Below are 16142 nucleotides of genomic sequence, written 5' to 3'. Positions count from 1 at the left end.
ACCGACATGGAGATCAGGCCCGGCCTTCATCGCGTACAGGCGCCGCTCGGTGAGCGCTTCGTCGCGCTCTACCTGCTCGTCGGCGACGACGCGGCGCTGCTCGTCGACACGGGAGTGCGCGACAGCATCACCGACACGCTGCTGCCGTATCTCGACGCAGCGGGCATCCCGCGCGACAAGTTGCGGTGGGCGATCAACACGCACTGCGACTACGACCACACCGGGGGCAACGGCGCGCTGAAGGCGGCCATCCCCACCGTGCAGATCCTCGCGCACGACCTCGATGCCGAGCTCGTCGAGAGCGTCGAGCGGCTCATCGACGTGCGTTACGGCGAGTTCCGCGACACCGACGGATTCGATGACCCGCCCGAGACGACGGCGTACCTGCGCGGCGTCTCCGATCTGGTCGCGGTCGATCGGCGCCTCACGGGCGGCGAGGAGTTCGACCTCGGCGGACGCTCGGTGCGCGTCCTGCATGTTCCGGGGCACAGCCCGGGGCACGTCGCAGTGCACGACAGCGCCAACCGTGCACTGATCATCGGCGACGCCACGCTGGGCACGACGGTCATGACCGCCGACGGGCGGCCGGCGTTCCCGCCGACGTACCGCGACGTCGAGCCCTACGTGCAGAGCCTGCGCGCCTTCCGCGCGCTCGACGCCGACGTGCTGCTGACCGCCCACTACCCGATCTACGAGGGCGACGGCGTCGCCCGATTCCTCGACGAGAGCGAGGAGTACACCGAGCACCTCGATGCGGTTCTCTCACGCGTGCTGTCGGAATCGGGCACCGCGGCCACGACCCTCGAGCTCGTCCGCTCGGCCGGAGCCGAGTTGGGCCCGTGGGCGCCCGACGCGCTCGACTACGCGGTCTTCCCGGTCACCGGCAACCTCGAGCGGCTCGAGCAGCGAGGGTTGGTCGGTTCGCAGACGGATGCCGCGGGGCGCCGCCGGTGGCGGTGGTCGGCGTGAGCGGCCGCGTGCGACTCGGCGCCGTCGGCGCCGGATGGTGGGCGACGAGCAACCACTTCCCGATCTTCGCCGCCCGCGAGGACGTCGATCTCGTCGGTGTCTGCGGCATCGGTCCCGAGCTCGAGGCGGTGCGCGAGCAGTTCGGCTTCGGCATGGCCACGACCGACTACGACGAACTGCTCGATCAGGACCTCGACGCCGTCGTCATCTCGACGCCGCACGACCTGCACCACCCGCAGGCGGTCGCCGCCATCGACCGCGGCCTGCACGTGCTCGTCGAGAAGCCCGTCACCCTCCATGCCGATCAGGGCTGGGACCTCGCCGACCGGGTGCGCGAGCGCGGCGTGCATTTCCTCGCGCCCTACGGATGGAATTACAAGCCGTTCATCGTCGAGGCGAAGCGGCTCGTCGCCGCGGGCCACCTCGGCGAGATCCAGCACGTGCTCTGCCACATGGCATCGCCGACACGCGGGCTCTTCGCGGGCGACACCAACCACATCCGCTCACTGTGGGACTCCAAGACGAGCGGCCCCGAGCCGAGCACGTGGCAGTCGCCCGCCCGTGGCGGCGGTTACGCCCACGGGCAGGTCACGCACTCGAGTGCGCTGCTGTTCTGGCTGAGCGAACTGCGTGCGTCCTCGGTCATGGCGAAGGTCTCGACCGGCGGTGCGGCCGTCGACCTGTTCGACGCCGCCGTGATCACCTTCGACGGCGGTGCGCTCGGCTCGCTCTCGGGTGCCGCGACCCTGCCCGACGGGAACCCGTACCAGGTCGACATCCGCATCTTCGGAACCGAGGGCGTGCTGCTGCTCGACACCGAGCGCGAACGCGTCAGCCTGCACCGCTACGACGGAACCCGGTGGGACCTCGACATCGAACCGGGTGCGGGCGCGTACGAGTGCATCGTGCCGCCCAACCGATTCATCGACCTCATCGCGGGGGCGAGCACCGAGAACAACTCGGATGCCGTCGTCGCGGCACGCTCGGTGGAGCTGATCGACGCCATGCTGCGCAGTGCCGCCGACGGCGGAGTGGAGACGACCGTGCACGGAGAGACATCCGTGAACCAGAAGGAGAAGACCGCGTGACCGAGACCAGGGGAGTGCTCGCGGGGTACCGCGTCATCGACTGCTCCATCGCGATGGCCGGGCCGTTCGCCGCTCAGCGGCTCGGTGACCTCGGGGCCGACGTGATCAAGGTCGAGCCGACGACCGGGGAATGGCAGCGCCATGCCGCAGCCGGAGGTGCGGTGGGCAACGAGATCAACGTGTCGTTCCTCTCGCTCAACCGCAACAAGCGGTCCGTCGCCCTCGACCTCAAGAACGCCGACGGCAAGGAGGCGCTGCGCGAGCTCATCGCCGGAGCGGACGTCTTCCTGCAGAACTACCGACCGGGGGTCGCCGCGCGACTGGGAGTCGACTACGAGTCGCTGCGCGCGATCAACCCGTCGATCGTCTACGTCTCGATCTCGGGCTACGGCGAAGACGGGCCGTACCGTGATCGACCGGGCCAGGACCTGCTGCTGCAGGGGATGTCGGGCGCGATGCTGTCGGCCGGCCGCCATGGCGACGAGCCCTCGCCCGCGGGCCAGTACCTCGCCGACGCCGTCACGGCGTCGACCGCATTCGAGGGGGTGCTCGCTGCACTCCTGCACCGTGAGCGCACGGGCGAGGGCCAGCTCGTGACCGTCAACATGCTCGACGCGCTCACGACCCTGCAGATGCAGGAGCTCTCGGTCTTCACGGTCGGGCGCAAGACGCAGGAGCGATCGGCGGAGCCGCACGCCCACGTGTACATCCGCGCGCCCTACGGCGTCTTCGCGACGAGCGACGGCTTCGTCGCGCTCGCCTTCGCCGACCTGCACGAACTCAGTCGCCTCATCGGCGAACCGTCGTTCGAGGGCTGGAACAGCGAGGTCGAGGGCTGGACCCGGCGCGACGAGATCCACGCCAAGACGGCGGCGAAGCTGCGCGAGAAGCCCGCGGGCTACTGGATCGAGACGCTCGGTGCCGCGGGCATGTGGATCGGCCCGGTGCACGGATACCAGGAACTCGTCGACGACCCGCAGATCGTGCACAACGGCACGTTCATCGAGTACGAGCACCCCACCGAGGGTCACGTGAAGACCCCGGGCTTCCCGTATCGCTTCTCGCAGACGCCCCCGCAGCTCTACCGCGGGGCACCGCTCGTCGGGGAGCACACGCGTGAGATCCTCGCCGAGGCCGGACTCGACGACGAGCGGATCGATGCCCTGCTCGCGTCGGGTGCCGCACGGTCGACCGACCGCGTTCCGGCGGGGGCGTGATGGCACGCTTCCGCGGCCTCACGTGGGACCACCCGCGCGGACGGCTCGCGCTCGAACGCGCGGCGGCGACGGCGACGGATGTCGCGCGGGAGCGGCTCATCGACTGGGATGCGCAGCCGCTCGAGGGCTTCGAAGCGAGCCCCATCGAAGAGCTCGCGGCACGCTACGACGTGATCGTGCTCGATCATCCGCACCTCGGCGACGCCATCGCCGCCGGCGCCGTGCGGCCGCTCGACACCTTGTTCCCGGCCGAGTTCCTCGCCGAGGTGTCGCGGGGGGCGGTGGGCCCGAGCGCCGCGTCGTACACGCTCGAAGGTCGCCTCTGGGCACTCCCGCTCGATGCGGCCACACAGGTCGCCGTGAGCGTCCCCGAACTCGTTCCGACCTCACCGCGCACGTGGGCAGAGGTCGCCGACCTCGCGACCGTCGCGCCGGTCGCCTTGAGCCTCGCCGGGCCGCACGCGTTCCTCACCTTCGCCTCGCTGTGCGTCGCGCTCGGCAGCGAGCCGTCGGTCGTTCCCGGTGCCGGATTCATCGACCCGGTCGTCGGCGAACGCGCGCTCGCCATGCTCACCGGCATCGCCCGTACCCTGCCGCCGGGAACCGCCGACCTCAACCCGATCGGACTGCTCGAGCGGATGCGCCGGGAGCGCGACATCGCCCACATCCCGCTCGTCTACGGCTACGTCAACTACGCGAGCGGCCCTGATCCGCTGCGGTTCGACGATGCTCCGGGCGTAGGGATCGCGACGCGGCGAGGGTCGACGATCGGCGGAACGGGGATCGCGATCTCCACTCGCTGCGATCCGGACGCGGCGTTGATCGCCCACCTTGCCGGCCTGCTCGACTCCGAGGTCCAGCGCACGCGGATCCCGGCCGATGCAGGCCAGCCGAGCCTGCGCTCGGCCTGGACCGACGATGCCGTCAATTCCTCCTTGGGCGACTTCTATCGCCGCACCATCGCAACGATCGAGGAGTCGTGGGTGCGCCCGCGGGTGGCGGGTTACATCCCCTTCCAGGCCGCGGCCTCAGCCGTGTTGCGGGAGGCCATCCTCCGCGGACGGCCCGGCGCGGTCGACCACGTCAACGACCTCTTCGACCGCCTCGCGGCGGTCCCCGAAAGGAGCATCCGATGATCCAGTCGCCGCACGAGAACATCCTGATCGACGTCGACGGTGCGATCGCAACGATCACCCTCGCCCGCCCCGAGAAGCTCAACTCGGTGACGCAGGAGATGTCCGACGCGCTCGTCTCCCTCATCGAGCACGCGAACGACGACGACGAGATCCGCGTCATCATCCTCACCGGATCGGGCGAACGCGCCTTCTGCGCGGGCTCCGACATCCGAACACTCGACAAGTACGCGACCCCGTGGGACTTCCGCAATCGCACCGACTACTGCGACGCGATCCGGGTGGGCCGCAAGCCGGTCATCGCAGCCGTCAATGGGTACGCCTTCGGCGGGGGCCTCGAGACGGCGCTCATCTGCGACATCCGTCTCGCATCGACGACGGCGAGTTTCGCGGCGCCCGAGATCAAGCTCGGCTGGATCGGCGGAGGGGGCATGTCGACGTTCCTCGCCCACTCGATCGGGCCATCGAACGCCGCCGTCATGCTCATGACCGGTGACGCCGTCGACGCGGCGACCGCCCTACGCTGGGGACTCGTGAGCGAGGTCGTCGAGCCGGAACGCCTGCTGGTGCGAGCCCGCGAGCTCGCGGCCGTCATCGCGAGCCGACCGCCGATCGCGGCCGAGACGGCGAAGGCCAACCTGCGTGCGGCGTTCAACATGACGCAGGACGAGTCGATCCGCTACGAGCGCGACCTGCAGACCATCACCTTCGCGACCGCCGACGCCGACGAGGGCCGCGCCGCCTTCGCCGAGAAGCGCGCCGCGGTGTTCCACCGCCGATGACCACGAGGAGCAGTATGACCTGGCCGAACGCATCGGAGATCCTTCCCGACGACGCGGAGTCGGCGACGCTGGTCGGGCGGGCGTGGGTGCCCGACGTCTCGGGTCCGAGCGTCGTCGTGCTGCGGGGCGCCGACGTCGTCGACGTCTCGACCGTGTTCCCGACGATGCGCGCCCTCACGGAGTCCGCCGATCCCGCTGCGGCTGCGGCTGCGGCGACGACGCACGGCAGAGTCGTCGGCTCCGTCGACGCGCTCGTCGCGAACACGCCGCCAGAGACGCGCGACGCCCAGCGCCCATGGCTGCTCTCGCCGATCGACCTGCACGTCGTGAAGGCCGCCGGGGTCACCTTCCCCGTCTCCATGCTCGAACGGGTCATCGAGGAACGCGCCCGTGGCGACCAGGATGCGGCCATGGCGATCCGCATCGAGATCCTCGAGACGATCGGCGGGTCGCTCGACACCCTGCGACCCGGCTCCGATGAGGCCATGGCCCTCAAGGCGATGCTCATCGAACGCGGGTGGTGGAGCCAGTACCTCGAGGTGGGCATCGGGCCCGACGCCGAGGTGTTCACGAAGGCGCCCGTGCTCGCCACCGTGGGCGCGTGCGTCGACGTCGGCGTGCACCCGGCCTCGCAGTGGAACAACCCCGAGCCCGAGGTCGTGCTCGTGGTCGCCTCGGACGGCCGGATCGTCGGCGCGAGCCTCGGCAACGACGTCAACCTGCGCGACGTCGAGGGGCGCAGCGCCCTGCTGCTCGGCAAGGCGAAGGACAACAACGCGTCGGCCTCGGTCGGGCCCTTCATCCGCCTGTTCGACGACGGTTACGACCTCGACGCCGTGCGCGCCTCGGTCGTGCGGCTCTCGATCGTCGGCGACGACGGCTACCGGCTCGACGGGGTGAGCGAGCTCGCACGCATCAGCCGCGACCCCGCCGATCTCGTTGCGCAGGTCGTCGGCCCGCATCACCAGTACCCCGACGGCTTCGTGCTCTACCTCGGCACGATGTTCGCACCGGTCGACGATCGTGATGTCCCCGGGCGCGGGTTCACGCACCACGACGGCGACCTCGTGTCGATCGCCGAACCACGGCTCGGCGCACTCGTCAATCGGGTGCGCTCGACCGCGGACGCCGAGCCCTGGGCCTTCGGGATCGACGCTCTGTACCGTTCACTGACCGCGCGCGGCCTGCTGCGCTGACCCCCGGAGAACCCATGCTCACGAGTACCGACCCACGCACCGGCGCGGCCATCGCCACCGACCTCGAGGCGACCCCGGTCGAACAGGCTGATGCCGTGGTTCGGGCCGCCCAGGCGGCGTTCGAGGCGGCGTCGACGCACGACCGGCTCTGGCGCGCCGGGCTGCTCGACGCCATCGCCGACGCCCTCGACGCCAACCGCGCCGACCTCGTCGCCGTCGCCGACCGCGAGACCGGGCTCGGCGCCGGTCGCCTCGAGGGCGAGGTGGGACGCAGTTCCTTCCAGTTCCGCCTGTTCGCCGAAGCGCTCCGCGACGGCGGCTATCTCGAGGCGACGATCGACCATGCCGGGCAGACGCCGCTCGGAGCCGCCCCCGACATCCGCCGCCTGCTCGTCCCCATCGGACCGGTCGTGGTGTTCGGATCGAGCAACTTCCCCTTCGCGTTCTCGGTCGCGGGCGGCGACACGGCGTCGGCGCTCGCGGGAGGAAACGCCGTCGTCCTCAAGGCGCACTCCTCGCACCTCGAGACGTCGGCCCTGTCCCATGCCGTGATCACCGCAGCGGCGGCCGAGTACGGCGCTCCCGACGGCCTCGTCGGGATCGTCTACGGCACCGAGGCCGGCCGTGTGCTCGTCGCGCACCCGCTCGTGCGGGCCGTGGGGTTCACCGGGTCGCTCGGTGGAGGACAGGCACTGCTCGACATCATCAACGCCCGCCCCGAGCCGATCCCCTTCTACGGGGAGCTCTCGAGCCTCAACCCGCTGATCGTCACGCGCGGCGCCGCAGAGGCGCGTGCTGCCGAGATCGCCGACGGCCTGTACGGCTCCTTCACCCTCGGCAGCGGACAGTTCTGCACCAAGCCCGGCATCGCCTTCGTGCCCGACGGCGCCGACGGTGACGCGATCGTCGAGCGCATCGCGTCGCGGGCAGCCGAGGCCGGGGCATCCGTGCTCCTCAACGAGCGCATCGCGAATTCGTTCGACGAGATCCGCGACCGCCTGGTCGCGACCGGAACGGTCTCGGTTCTCGCACGCGGGTCGGACGGCGTCGACGGATTCGCGGCCGCCCCGACCGTGCTCGCCACGACGGCGGCGCAGGTCACCGCCGAGGTCACTGAGGAGGCGTTCGGCCCGCTCATCGTCGTCGCCCGCTACGGCGACGACGCGCAGATCGTGAGCGCGCTCGATGCCGTACCCGACTCGCTCACGGCGACGGTGCACAGCGAGCCGAATGAGGCGGCCGCCGTCGCCGGGATGGTGCGCGAACTCGCGCCGCGCGTCGGACGCATCGTCTTCGACGGGTACCCCACGGGCGTGCGGGTGTCGTGGGCGCAGCACCACGGCGGACCGTGGCCGGCGACGAACTCGCAGCACACCTCGGTCGGCGTCAGCGCGATCCGGCGGTTCCTGCGTCCGCTCGCCTACCAGGATGCCCCAGAGGCGCAGCTTCCCCCCGAGCTGCGCGATTCGTACTCGGGCATCCCGCGCCGCATCGACGGACGGCTCGTGCTCGACTGACGAGTGATCCGCTGACCAGCGCTCCGCTGACCAGTGCTCCGCTGACCAGCGCTCGGCTGGCGGTCAGCGGCTGACCGGGTCCGACCCGGCGTCCCGATCGAGGTCGCGCCGGGTCGGGAAGCCCTCCCAATCGCCGGGATGCGCGCATGCCGCCGCCCCTGTACGCACGCCCAGCTCGAGCCGAGCCTCGACCGGGACACCGCGCAGCCGCTCGGCCAGATAGCCGGCGACGAACGCATCGCCCGCTCCGACCGTGTCGACGACGGCGGTGGGGATCGCCGCGCGCGACGACATTCGACCGTCGAGCAGGGCGAGCGCTCCGCCCTCGCCGAGCTTGACGACGACCTCGGCGGGTCCGAGCGCGGCGATCGACCTGGCGAGGGCGGGTGCGTAGTCGTCTGGCAGGCCCGTGAGGAGGGCGGCCTCGTCGGCGCCCGCGAACACGATGTCGCTGCGCCGGGCGATTTCGCGGTAGACGTCGACGGCCGCACCGGCGGACCACAGGCGGGAGCGGTGGTTGACGTCGAACGACACGGCGGTGCCGGCCTCGCGGGCTCGGTCGATCGCGAGGTCGACGCATGCGCGCGCCGAAGCGGAGAGCGCCGGGGTGATGCCGGTCACATGGAGGAGGGAGAAGGCGTGGAAGTCGACGGGGGTGAGGTCGTCGGGAGAGAGCCGACTGCCCGCACTCCCCGAGCGGTGGTACGTCACGACCGAGCGGCCGGCGGAGGGTGTCTCCTTGAGCAGCAGGCCCGTGGGCGCTCCCGGGTCGACCGGGGCGATGACGCTCACCCCCTCGGCGCGCAACTCCCGCGCGACGCGTTCTCCGAGGCCGTCGTCGCCGACGCGGCCGAGCCACGTGACGGGCACGCCGAGCCGCGCGAGACCGATCGCGACGTTGCCCTCGGCCCCGCCGGTGCCGACCGTGAGCTCGCGCTCGAGCGCGAGGGTGCCGATGCCGCGGGTCCGCAGCACGCCGAGCCCCTCGCCGATCGTCAGCACCGCAGAGGTCATGACGCCTCCAGCGCGACGCACGCGCGGCTCAACCGCTCGATCGCGTCGAAGTCGCCGGCCGCGATGAGTTCGCGGGTCGCCATCCAGCTGCCGCTCACCGCGAACACCGATGGGGAGGCCAGGTACTCGCCGGCGTTGTCGGCCGTCACCCCGCCACTCGGGAGGAAACGGACGTCGGGGAAGGGGCCGGCGAGCGCGTTCATCGTCGCCACGCCGCCGAGCGGGCCGGCGGGGAAGAGCTTGAGCCGCGACAGGCCGAGCCGCAGCGCCCGCTGCATCTCGGTGGCGGTCGCGACACCCGGGATGACCTCGACCCCGACCGCGATGGATCGCTCGACGACGTCCTCGGCGAGCCCAGGGCTCACCACGAAACGCGCCCCGGCGTCGACGACGCGGTCGACGTCGTCGGGGGTGAGGACGGTTCCCGCGCCGACGATGAAATCGGGGATCGTGCTCGCGGCGGCGATCGCGGCGAGCCCGGCATCGGTGCGGAGCGTGATCTCGGCGCAGCCGATGCCGCCGCGAAGCAGCGCTTCGGCGAGCGGTGCCGCCTGTCGCGCGTCATCGAGCACGATCACGGGGACGAAGCGCTGACCGACGAGGATCATCGTCCGAGCCATCCGCCGTCGACGGGCAGGATCACGCCCGAGACGTAGTCGGCCGCCGGAGAGGCGAGGAACACCGTCGCGCCGGCGATGTCGTCGGCGTCACCCCAGCGGCCGGCCGGGATGCGGTCGAGGATCGCCTTCGAACGATCGGGGTCGGCGCGCAGCGCCTGGGTGTTGTCGGTGGCGATGTAGCCGGGTGCGATGCCGTTCACCGTCACCCCTCGCGACGTCCACTCGTTCGAGAGGGCCCTCACGAGACCCGCGATGCCGGACTTCGCGGCGGCGTAGCCCGGAACGTTGATTCCGCCCTGGAAGCTCAACAGGCTCGCGGTGAAGATGATCTTGCCACGGCCGCGGTCGAGCATCCCGCCGGCGACCGCCTGGGTCAGCACGAACTGGCTCGAGAGATTCACCTCGACGACGCGATCCCACAGTTCGAGCGGATGCTCCGCCGCCGGTGCACGCTCGATCGTGCCCGCGTTGTTCACGAGGATGTCGATCTGCCGCTCGCGCAGCTCGTCCCCGAGGGCGATGACGGCCGCACGGTCTGCGAAGTCGACGGCGCGGGCCTCGAACGAGCGGCCGTGGTCCTCGACGGCGGCGGCGATGGCGCTGCCGGTCGGCTCGATCGTGGCGCTCACTCCGATGATGTCGGCACCCGCCGCGGCGAGCCCCTCGGCCATGGCGAAGCCGATGCCGCGCTTCGCGCCCGTCACGACCGCGGTCGTGCCGGTGAGGTCGAAGCTGATGCTCATGCGCCCGCCTCCTGCCCGGCCTGCCCGGCCTGCCCGGGCTGCCCGGGCTGCCCTGCCTGCACGTCGACCAGCACCTTCATCGCCCGGCCGCCCTCGAGCTCGTCGAAGGCGGCGCGGGTCTCGGCGAGCGGGACGATCGCGGTGATGAGCAGCTCGGAGGGGATCGTGCCGTCGGCGATCAGCTCGACTGCGCGCTCGAAGTCGGTGCGCTGGTAGACGCGTGCGCCGAGGATACGCAGTTCCCGCCAGAACACCCGCTGCAGGTCGATCTCGCGCGGAGTCGGGTGGATGGCCACGACGACGATGGTGCCGCGTACTTTCGCGAGCGAGGTGGCGCCGAGCACGGCGGCCGCCGCTCCGGAGACCTCGAAGACGACGTCGGCTCCCGCACCGTGCGTCCACTCCTCGACCCAGGCGACCTGGTCGACCTCGCGCGGGTCGAGCGTGTCGAACCCGAGACTCGCGATCTGGGCTCGCCGCCGAGGGTCGAGCTCGATCACTGCGACTTCGGCACCGAACGCCCGGGCCACCGTGGCGATGAGCACGCCGATGGGACCGCCGCCGATGACGACCGCCTTCTCGCCCGCGATGAGCTCGGAGCGTCGCACGTCGTGCACCGCCACGGCGACCGGCTCGACGAGGGCGGCGGCATCGAGCGCGATCTCAGGGGGAAGGGCCACGAGGGTGGCGGCCGGCACGTTCCAGAGCGCCTGCAATGCGCCGGGGGAGTCGATGCCGATGAAGTCGAGGTTCTGGCAGATGTGGGAGTTTCCAGCCAGGCAGGCCGGGCAGGTGCCGTCCCAGGCCAGCGGCATGACGGTGACGGCGTCGCCGACGCTCCACCCCTCGACGCCGTCGCCGATCGCGGCGATCGTGCCGCTCATCTCGTGGCCAAACACGAGTGGGTTCTCGACGCGGGCGTCCATGCTGCCGTGCAGGATGTGCAGGTCGGTGCCGCACAGTCCCACGTACGCGACGCGCAGCTGCACGTCGCCCGGCCGGGGCGGCGCGGGCTCTGCCTCGGCGATCGTGATGGTCGAGTCGCCCGTGTATGCGGCGGTCAGCATTGCGCCTCCAGATCGAGATGTCGAAACGGCATTCATTCGAGAAATTCAGATGATCAATCGAGCCGCATTCCTCCCATTATCGCAGCAAAATGGAAATCTGGCACTCAGTCATCTAACCTTTAGGCATCACGCCGTCTACTTGGAGGTACTCGATGCTGAGCCGCACGCTGCGCCCCGGCCTGTCCGTGACCGAACTCGGATTCGGCGCGGCGCAGCTGGGCAACCTGTTCCGAGCGACGACCGACGACGAGGCGCAGGCCGCGGTCGAGACGGCGTGGGACGCCGGCATCCGCTACTTCGACACCGCCCCGCACTACGGGCTGGGCCTATCCGAGCGACGCCTCGGTGCGGCCCTCGCCGGCCGTGCCCGTGACGACTTCGTGCTCTCGACGAAGGTCGGGCGTCTCCTCGTCCCGAGCGGCTACCCCGACGGCGCGATGGACGACGAGGGGTTCGCGGTTCCCGCCACCATGCGACGAGAGTGGGATCTCAGCCGCGATGGCATCCGCCGCTCGGTCGACGAGAGCCTCGAGCGACTCGGCCTCGATCGCATCGACATCGCCTACCTCCACGATCCCGACGACCACGGCGCGCAGGCGCATGCCGAGGCGATCCCGGCGCTGATCGAACTCCGTGACGAGGGCATCGTCGGCGCGGTGGGTGCCGGCATGAACCAGTCGGCGATGCCGGCCGAGTTCGTGCGCCGGCACGACGTCGATGTGATCATGCTCGCAGGTCGCTACACCCTGCTCGAGCAGGGGGCGCTCGATGACCTCCTCCCGCTGGCCGTCGACCGCGGCGTCGCCGTCGTCGCCGCCGCGGTGTACAACTCTGGGCTGCTCGCTCGCCCGCGTCCCTCGGCCGACGCGCTCTACGACTACGGTCCCGCCCCCGCGGCACTGATCGCCAGGGTCCACGCCATCGCCGACGTCTGCGAGGAGTTCGGTGTCACCCTGCCGGAGGCGGCGATCGCCTATCCGCTGCGGCATCCCGCCGTCGTCTCGGTCGTCGTCGGCATGCGCACCGCAGGCCAGGTCGTGAGCTCGGCCGAGCGCTATGCGGCGCGGATTCCACAGGAGTTCTGGCGCGTGCTCTCCGACCGAGGGCTGGTGCGCGATGCCTGAGGTCTCAGTCCTCGTCGGGTTCGACCGGCGCGAGATGACTCGCCGTGAACTCCTCGACACCGAGAACATGGGCGGCCATGCGGATGCGGGCGCGCTCGGGGTCGTGCGACGTGAGTGCGTCGAGGATCGCCCGGTGCTCGCGCTGGGTGTCCTGGACCGCCCCGCGCTGATGGATCGCTCGCCACAGGCGGGCGCGCGCGGTGCGGCTGACGAGCGCTTCGATGATCGCGGCGAAGGCCGGGTTGCCGCTCGCGTTCGCGATGAGACGGTGGAAGGCGGTGTCGACGTCGATCGTCGCCTCGAGGTCGATCTCGTCGTCGGCGAGCAGCCCCTCGCCGTGGTCGAGGATGCGCCGGGCCTCGGCCAGATCGTCGTCGGAGATGAGCAGGGCCGCGCGGGCAGCGGCCTCGGGTTCGAGCGTGCGCCGTACGCCGAGCAGGTGCACGCTGTTCTCGGGGCTCTGCAGTTCCGCGAGGATGCCGAGCGGCTCGAACAGCTGGCTCGGCTCGAGCGAGGTCACATAGGTGCCGTCGCCCTGCCTGGTCTCGAGCACGCCGAGGATGACGAGCGCGCGCACGCCCTCACGCAGGGGTCCGCGCGAGACGCCGAGCCGTTCGCCGAGTTCGCGCTCGACCGGCAGCCGCGCACCGGCGCCCAGTTCACCGCTCATGATCATCTGACGGATGCCGTCGATCACGACGTTCGATCGCGATCGGGCGGGCTCGCTTGCGGCGGACATCGTGCTCATGGCGACAGCCTAAGCGAGCAGGCCGACCAAGTCCGCCCATTCATCAGATCTTTCCCCGACCCTCTGGAGGAACACCCATGAGCGGCATCATCGACGCACACCAGCATGTCTGGGACCTCGACCGGGCCGAGTACTCCTGGCTCGGCCCCGAGGCCGGAGTGCTGTACCGGAACTTCGGCATGGATGACGTCGCGCCCGAGTTCGCCGCCGCCGGCGTGACGGGAACCGTGCTCGTGCAGTCGGCCGACAACGACGACGACACCGAGCACATGTTCGCGGTCGCGGCGACCGAGCCCATCGTGCTCGGCATCGTCGGCTACGTTCCGCTGCACGAGCCCGAGCGGGCGGCCGAGCGACTGGCCGAGCTCGTGCAGCGCCCGCCGTTCTGCGGCGTGCGCAACCTCATCCACGACCGGCCCGACCCGCGATGGCTGCAGCGCCGCGACGTCGACGAAGGGCTCGGCCTGCTCGAGCGGGCGGGGGTCCCGTTCGACGTCGTCGGCGTGCTACCCGAGCACCTCGAGGCCGTGCTCGCGATCTCGGAGCGGCATCCCGATCTCGACATCGTCATCGACCACCTCAACAAGCCGCCGATCGGGCTCGCCGACCACGAGCCGTGGGCGTTGCTCATGACGCAGGTCGCCGCCAATCCGCGCGTGCGCGGCAAGGTCTCGGGACTGTACGCCGCGACGGGCGATCCCGCCGCCTGGACGGTCGACGCCATCCGGCCGATCCTCGACCACGTGCTCGACGCCTTCGGCCCCGACCGGCTGATGTACGGCGGCGACTGGCCCGTCTCGCTCATCGCGGGCGGGTACACCCGCGTGTGGTCGGGCATCGACGAACTGCTCGGCGGACTCGACGCCGCCGACCGCGACCGCATCCTCGCGGGCACCGCCCGCTCGTTCTACTCACTTCCAGAATCGGAGACCAACGGATGACTGAACTGTTCACTCTCGCGCGGCTGGGCGCGCCGGGCCGCGAGGTGCCGGTCGTGCGCTCCGGTGGCCGCCTGCTCGACGCGCGCGGCGTCGCCTTCGACTTCGACGCCGCCTTCTTCGCGGACGGCGGCATCGACCGGGTGCGCGAGGCGCTCGGCGACCTCCCCGAGTTCGACGGTGACGGGCAGCGCGTCGGCGCCCCGATCGCACGCCCCGGCAAGATCGTGTGCATCGGGCTCAACTACCGCGACCACGCCGAGGAGACCGGAGCGGCGCTGCCCGCCGAGCCCGTCGTCTTCATGAAGGACCCCTCGACCATGGTCGGCCCCTTCGACGACGTGCTCATCCCTCGCGGATCGACGAAGACCGACTGGGAGGTCGAGCTCGGCGTCGTGATCGGCACGACCGCCCGCTACCTCGCGTCGCCCGACGAGGCCCTCGCCCATGTGGCGGGCTACGCGGTGTCGCACGACGTGTCGGAGCGCGAGTTCCAGCTCGAGCGCGGCGGCCAATGGGACAAGGGCAAGAGCTGCGAGACCTTCAACCCGTTCGGGCCCGACCTCGTGCCGGCCGAGCACGTCGACGACCCGCAGCAGCTCGGACTTCGGCTCTCGGTGAACGGCGAGTCGCGGCAGGACGGCTCGACGGCGAACATGCTCTTCTCGGTCGCGCACGTCGTCTGGTACCTCAGCCAGTTCATGGTGCTTCACCCGGGTGACGTCATCAACACGGGCACCCCGGCGGGCGTCGCGCTCGGACTTCCGGGCACGCCCTACCTGCGCGAGGGCGACACGGTCGAGCTCGAGATCGACGGCCTCGGCCGCGCGAGCCAGCGGATGGTGCAGGCATGAGCGCCGGCGAGTTCGACGGCCTCGTCGCGGTCGTCACCGGAGGGGCATCCGGGATCGGCCTCGCGACCGCTGAGACGCTCGCGGCGCGCGGCGCGACGGTCGCCGTGCTCGACCGCAATATCGACGGCCTCCCCGACGCGCTGACCGGCTTCGTCGCCGACGTCTCCGACCGCGCGTCGGTCGACGGCGCCGTCGCTGCGATCGCCGATCGGTTCGGCGGCATCGACATCGTCGTGAACAACGCCGGCATCAGCGCGGTCGGCACGGTCGAGGAGAACGACGACGCCGAATGGGCGCGCGTGCTCGACATCAACGTCGTCGGCATGGCCAGGGTCACGGCGGCGGCGCTGCCCTGGCTGCGCCGATCGGATGCCGCTGCCGTGGTCAACCTCGCGTCGATCGCCGCCCTGAACGGACTTCCGCAGCGTGCGCTGTACTCGGCGTCCAAGGGCGCCGTGCTCGCGTTGACGTATGCGATGGCGACCGATCACGTCGGCGAGGGCATCCGCGTGAACTGCGTGAGCCCGGCGACCGTGGCGACTCCGTTCGTGGAGCGGATGCTGCAGGGCTTCGCTGATCCCGTGGCCGAGCGCGCCGCTCTCGACGCGCGCCAGGCCACCGGGCGCATGGTCGAGCCGGCCGAGGTCGCTGCCGCCATCGCCTACCTCGCAAGCCCGCTGTCGGGTTCGACGACCGGAACGGCCCTCGACGTGGACGGCGGGATGACGCACTTGCGCGCGCGTCCGGCCGGGGCACGCGCATGAAGCGGCTCGCCTCGGTGATCGGGATGCCGGCCGAGAACCGCGAGGAGTACGAGCGCCTCCACGCGGCGGTGTGGCCGGCCGTGCTCGAGCGATTGACGCTCAGCAACATCCGCAACTATTCGATCTACCGACACGGCGAGGTGCTGTTCGCCTACATGGAGTACGTCGGCGACGACTTCGACGCCGACATGGCGGCGATCGCCGCCGACCCGGTCACGCAGGAGTGGTGGTCTGTGTGCGAGCCGCTGCAGCGGCCGTTCCCCGAACGCGCGTCCGGCGAGTGGTGGATGGAGATCCCGGAGGTCTTCCACCTGGACTGAGCGGAGCGCGACGCCGATGAGGCGCCGCCGGCCCGAGCCGGCGACGCC

General features: G+C 71.0%; 17 protein-coding genes. 12 read left to right on the top strand and 5 right to left on the bottom strand.

Annotated elements, in window-relative coordinates; all coding sequences use genetic code 11:
• The first annotated feature begins 6 nt into the window (after positions 1–6).
• The 7 genes from LQ757_RS14165 to LQ757_RS14135 are packed head-to-tail and all read left to right on the top strand — an operon-like array spanning position 7 to position 7902.
• Complete coding sequence (locus tag LQ757_RS14165) at positions 7–969, top strand: MBL fold metallo-hydrolase (protein WP_231047892.1); 963 nt, start codon at positions 7–9, stop codon at positions 967–969.
• A complete protein-coding gene (locus tag LQ757_RS19440; RefSeq protein WP_231047891.1) occupies positions 951–2057 on the top strand; it encodes a Gfo/Idh/MocA family protein in 1107 nt (368 codons plus the stop codon). Before LQ757_RS14165 ends, LQ757_RS19440 begins: the two co-directional genes overlap by 19 nt.
• Complete coding sequence (locus LQ757_RS19435) at positions 2054–3274, top strand: CaiB/BaiF CoA transferase family protein (RefSeq protein ID WP_231047890.1); 1221 nt, start codon at positions 2054–2056, stop codon at positions 3272–3274. The genes LQ757_RS19440 and LQ757_RS19435 overlap by 4 nt, the downstream gene beginning before the upstream one ends.
• Entirely contained in the window at positions 3274–4410 is a 1137-nt protein-coding gene (locus LQ757_RS14150) for a type 2 periplasmic-binding domain-containing protein (protein WP_231047889.1), read from the top strand. Before LQ757_RS19435 ends, LQ757_RS14150 begins: the two co-directional genes overlap by 1 nt.
• A complete protein-coding gene (locus LQ757_RS14145; RefSeq protein WP_231047888.1) occupies positions 4407–5189 on the top strand; it encodes an enoyl-CoA hydratase/isomerase family protein in 783 nt (260 codons plus the stop codon). Before LQ757_RS14150 ends, LQ757_RS14145 begins: the two co-directional genes overlap by 4 nt.
• A gap of 14 nt (positions 5190–5203) precedes the next feature.
• Positions 5204–6385: a fumarylacetoacetate hydrolase family protein gene (locus tag LQ757_RS14140; protein WP_231047887.1), complete on the top strand. Its 1182-nt coding sequence runs from the start codon at positions 5204–5206 to the stop codon at positions 6383–6385.
• 14 nt (positions 6386–6399) lie between these two features.
• Complete coding sequence (locus LQ757_RS14135; RefSeq protein ID WP_231047886.1) at positions 6400–7902, top strand: aldehyde dehydrogenase (NADP(+)); 1503 nt, start codon at positions 6400–6402, stop codon at positions 7900–7902.
• Positions 7903–7965: 63 nt separating this feature from the next.
• On the opposite strand, the gene LQ757_RS14130 is transcribed toward LQ757_RS14135, so the two are convergent.
• The 4 genes from LQ757_RS14130 to LQ757_RS14115 are packed head-to-tail and all read right to left on the bottom strand — an operon-like array spanning position 7966 to position 11346.
• On the bottom strand, positions 7966–8916 hold the full coding sequence (locus LQ757_RS14130) for a sugar kinase (RefSeq protein ID WP_231047885.1): 951 nt from the start codon (positions 8914–8916) through the stop codon (positions 7966–7968).
• Entirely contained in the window at positions 8913–9524 is a 612-nt protein-coding gene (locus LQ757_RS14125) for a bifunctional 4-hydroxy-2-oxoglutarate aldolase/2-dehydro-3-deoxy-phosphogluconate aldolase (RefSeq protein ID WP_231047884.1), read from the bottom strand. Before LQ757_RS14125 ends, LQ757_RS14130 begins: the two co-directional genes overlap by 4 nt.
• Positions 9521–10279 carry an SDR family oxidoreductase gene (locus LQ757_RS14120; RefSeq protein WP_231047883.1) on the bottom strand — a complete coding sequence of 253 codons (759 nt, stop codon included), beginning with the start codon at positions 10277–10279 and terminating at the stop codon, positions 9521–9523. Before LQ757_RS14120 ends, LQ757_RS14125 begins: the two co-directional genes overlap by 4 nt.
• Positions 10276–11346 (bottom strand): zinc-dependent alcohol dehydrogenase, encoded by a 1071-nt coding sequence (locus tag LQ757_RS14115; protein WP_231047882.1) that lies wholly within the window; start codon positions 11344–11346, stop codon positions 10276–10278. Before LQ757_RS14115 ends, LQ757_RS14120 begins: the two co-directional genes overlap by 4 nt.
• A gap of 152 nt (positions 11347–11498) precedes the next feature.
• Here LQ757_RS14115 and LQ757_RS14110 point away from each other — a divergent pair, with 152 nt between their 5' ends.
• Positions 11499–12470, top strand: coding sequence for an aldo/keto reductase (locus LQ757_RS14110; protein ID WP_231047881.1), 972 nt, complete (start codon positions 11499–11501; stop codon positions 12468–12470).
• Between the two features lie 4 nt (positions 12471–12474).
• On the opposite strand, the gene LQ757_RS14105 is transcribed toward LQ757_RS14110, so the two are convergent.
• Positions 12475–13218: a FadR/GntR family transcriptional regulator gene (locus LQ757_RS14105; protein WP_231047880.1), complete on the bottom strand. Its 744-nt coding sequence runs from the start codon at positions 13216–13218 to the stop codon at positions 12475–12477.
• Between the two features lie 77 nt (positions 13219–13295).
• On the opposite strand from LQ757_RS14105, the gene LQ757_RS14100 reads away from it, so the two are divergent.
• The 4 genes from LQ757_RS14100 to LQ757_RS14085 are packed head-to-tail and all read left to right on the top strand — an operon-like array spanning position 13296 to position 16094.
• Positions 13296–14159, top strand: coding sequence for an amidohydrolase family protein (locus LQ757_RS14100; RefSeq protein ID WP_231047879.1), 864 nt, complete (start codon positions 13296–13298; stop codon positions 14157–14159).
• Entirely contained in the window at positions 14156–15010 is an 855-nt protein-coding gene (locus tag LQ757_RS14095; protein ID WP_231047878.1) for a fumarylacetoacetate hydrolase family protein, read from the top strand. The genes LQ757_RS14100 and LQ757_RS14095 overlap by 4 nt, the downstream gene beginning before the upstream one ends.
• Positions 15007–15774, top strand: coding sequence for an SDR family NAD(P)-dependent oxidoreductase (locus LQ757_RS14090; protein ID WP_231047877.1), 768 nt, complete (start codon positions 15007–15009; stop codon positions 15772–15774). Before LQ757_RS14095 ends, LQ757_RS14090 begins: the two co-directional genes overlap by 4 nt.
• Complete coding sequence (locus LQ757_RS14085) at positions 15771–16094, top strand: L-rhamnose mutarotase (protein WP_231047876.1); 324 nt, start codon at positions 15771–15773, stop codon at positions 16092–16094. The genes LQ757_RS14090 and LQ757_RS14085 overlap by 4 nt, the downstream gene beginning before the upstream one ends.
• Positions 16095–16142 lie beyond the last annotated feature (48 nt).

It is taken from the genome of Agromyces cavernae (assembly GCF_021044935.1).
GTDB classification, from domain to species: domain Bacteria; phylum Actinomycetota; class Actinomycetes; order Actinomycetales; family Microbacteriaceae; genus Agromyces; species Agromyces cavernae.
This window is presented reverse-complemented; position numbering and strand designations above follow the sequence as displayed.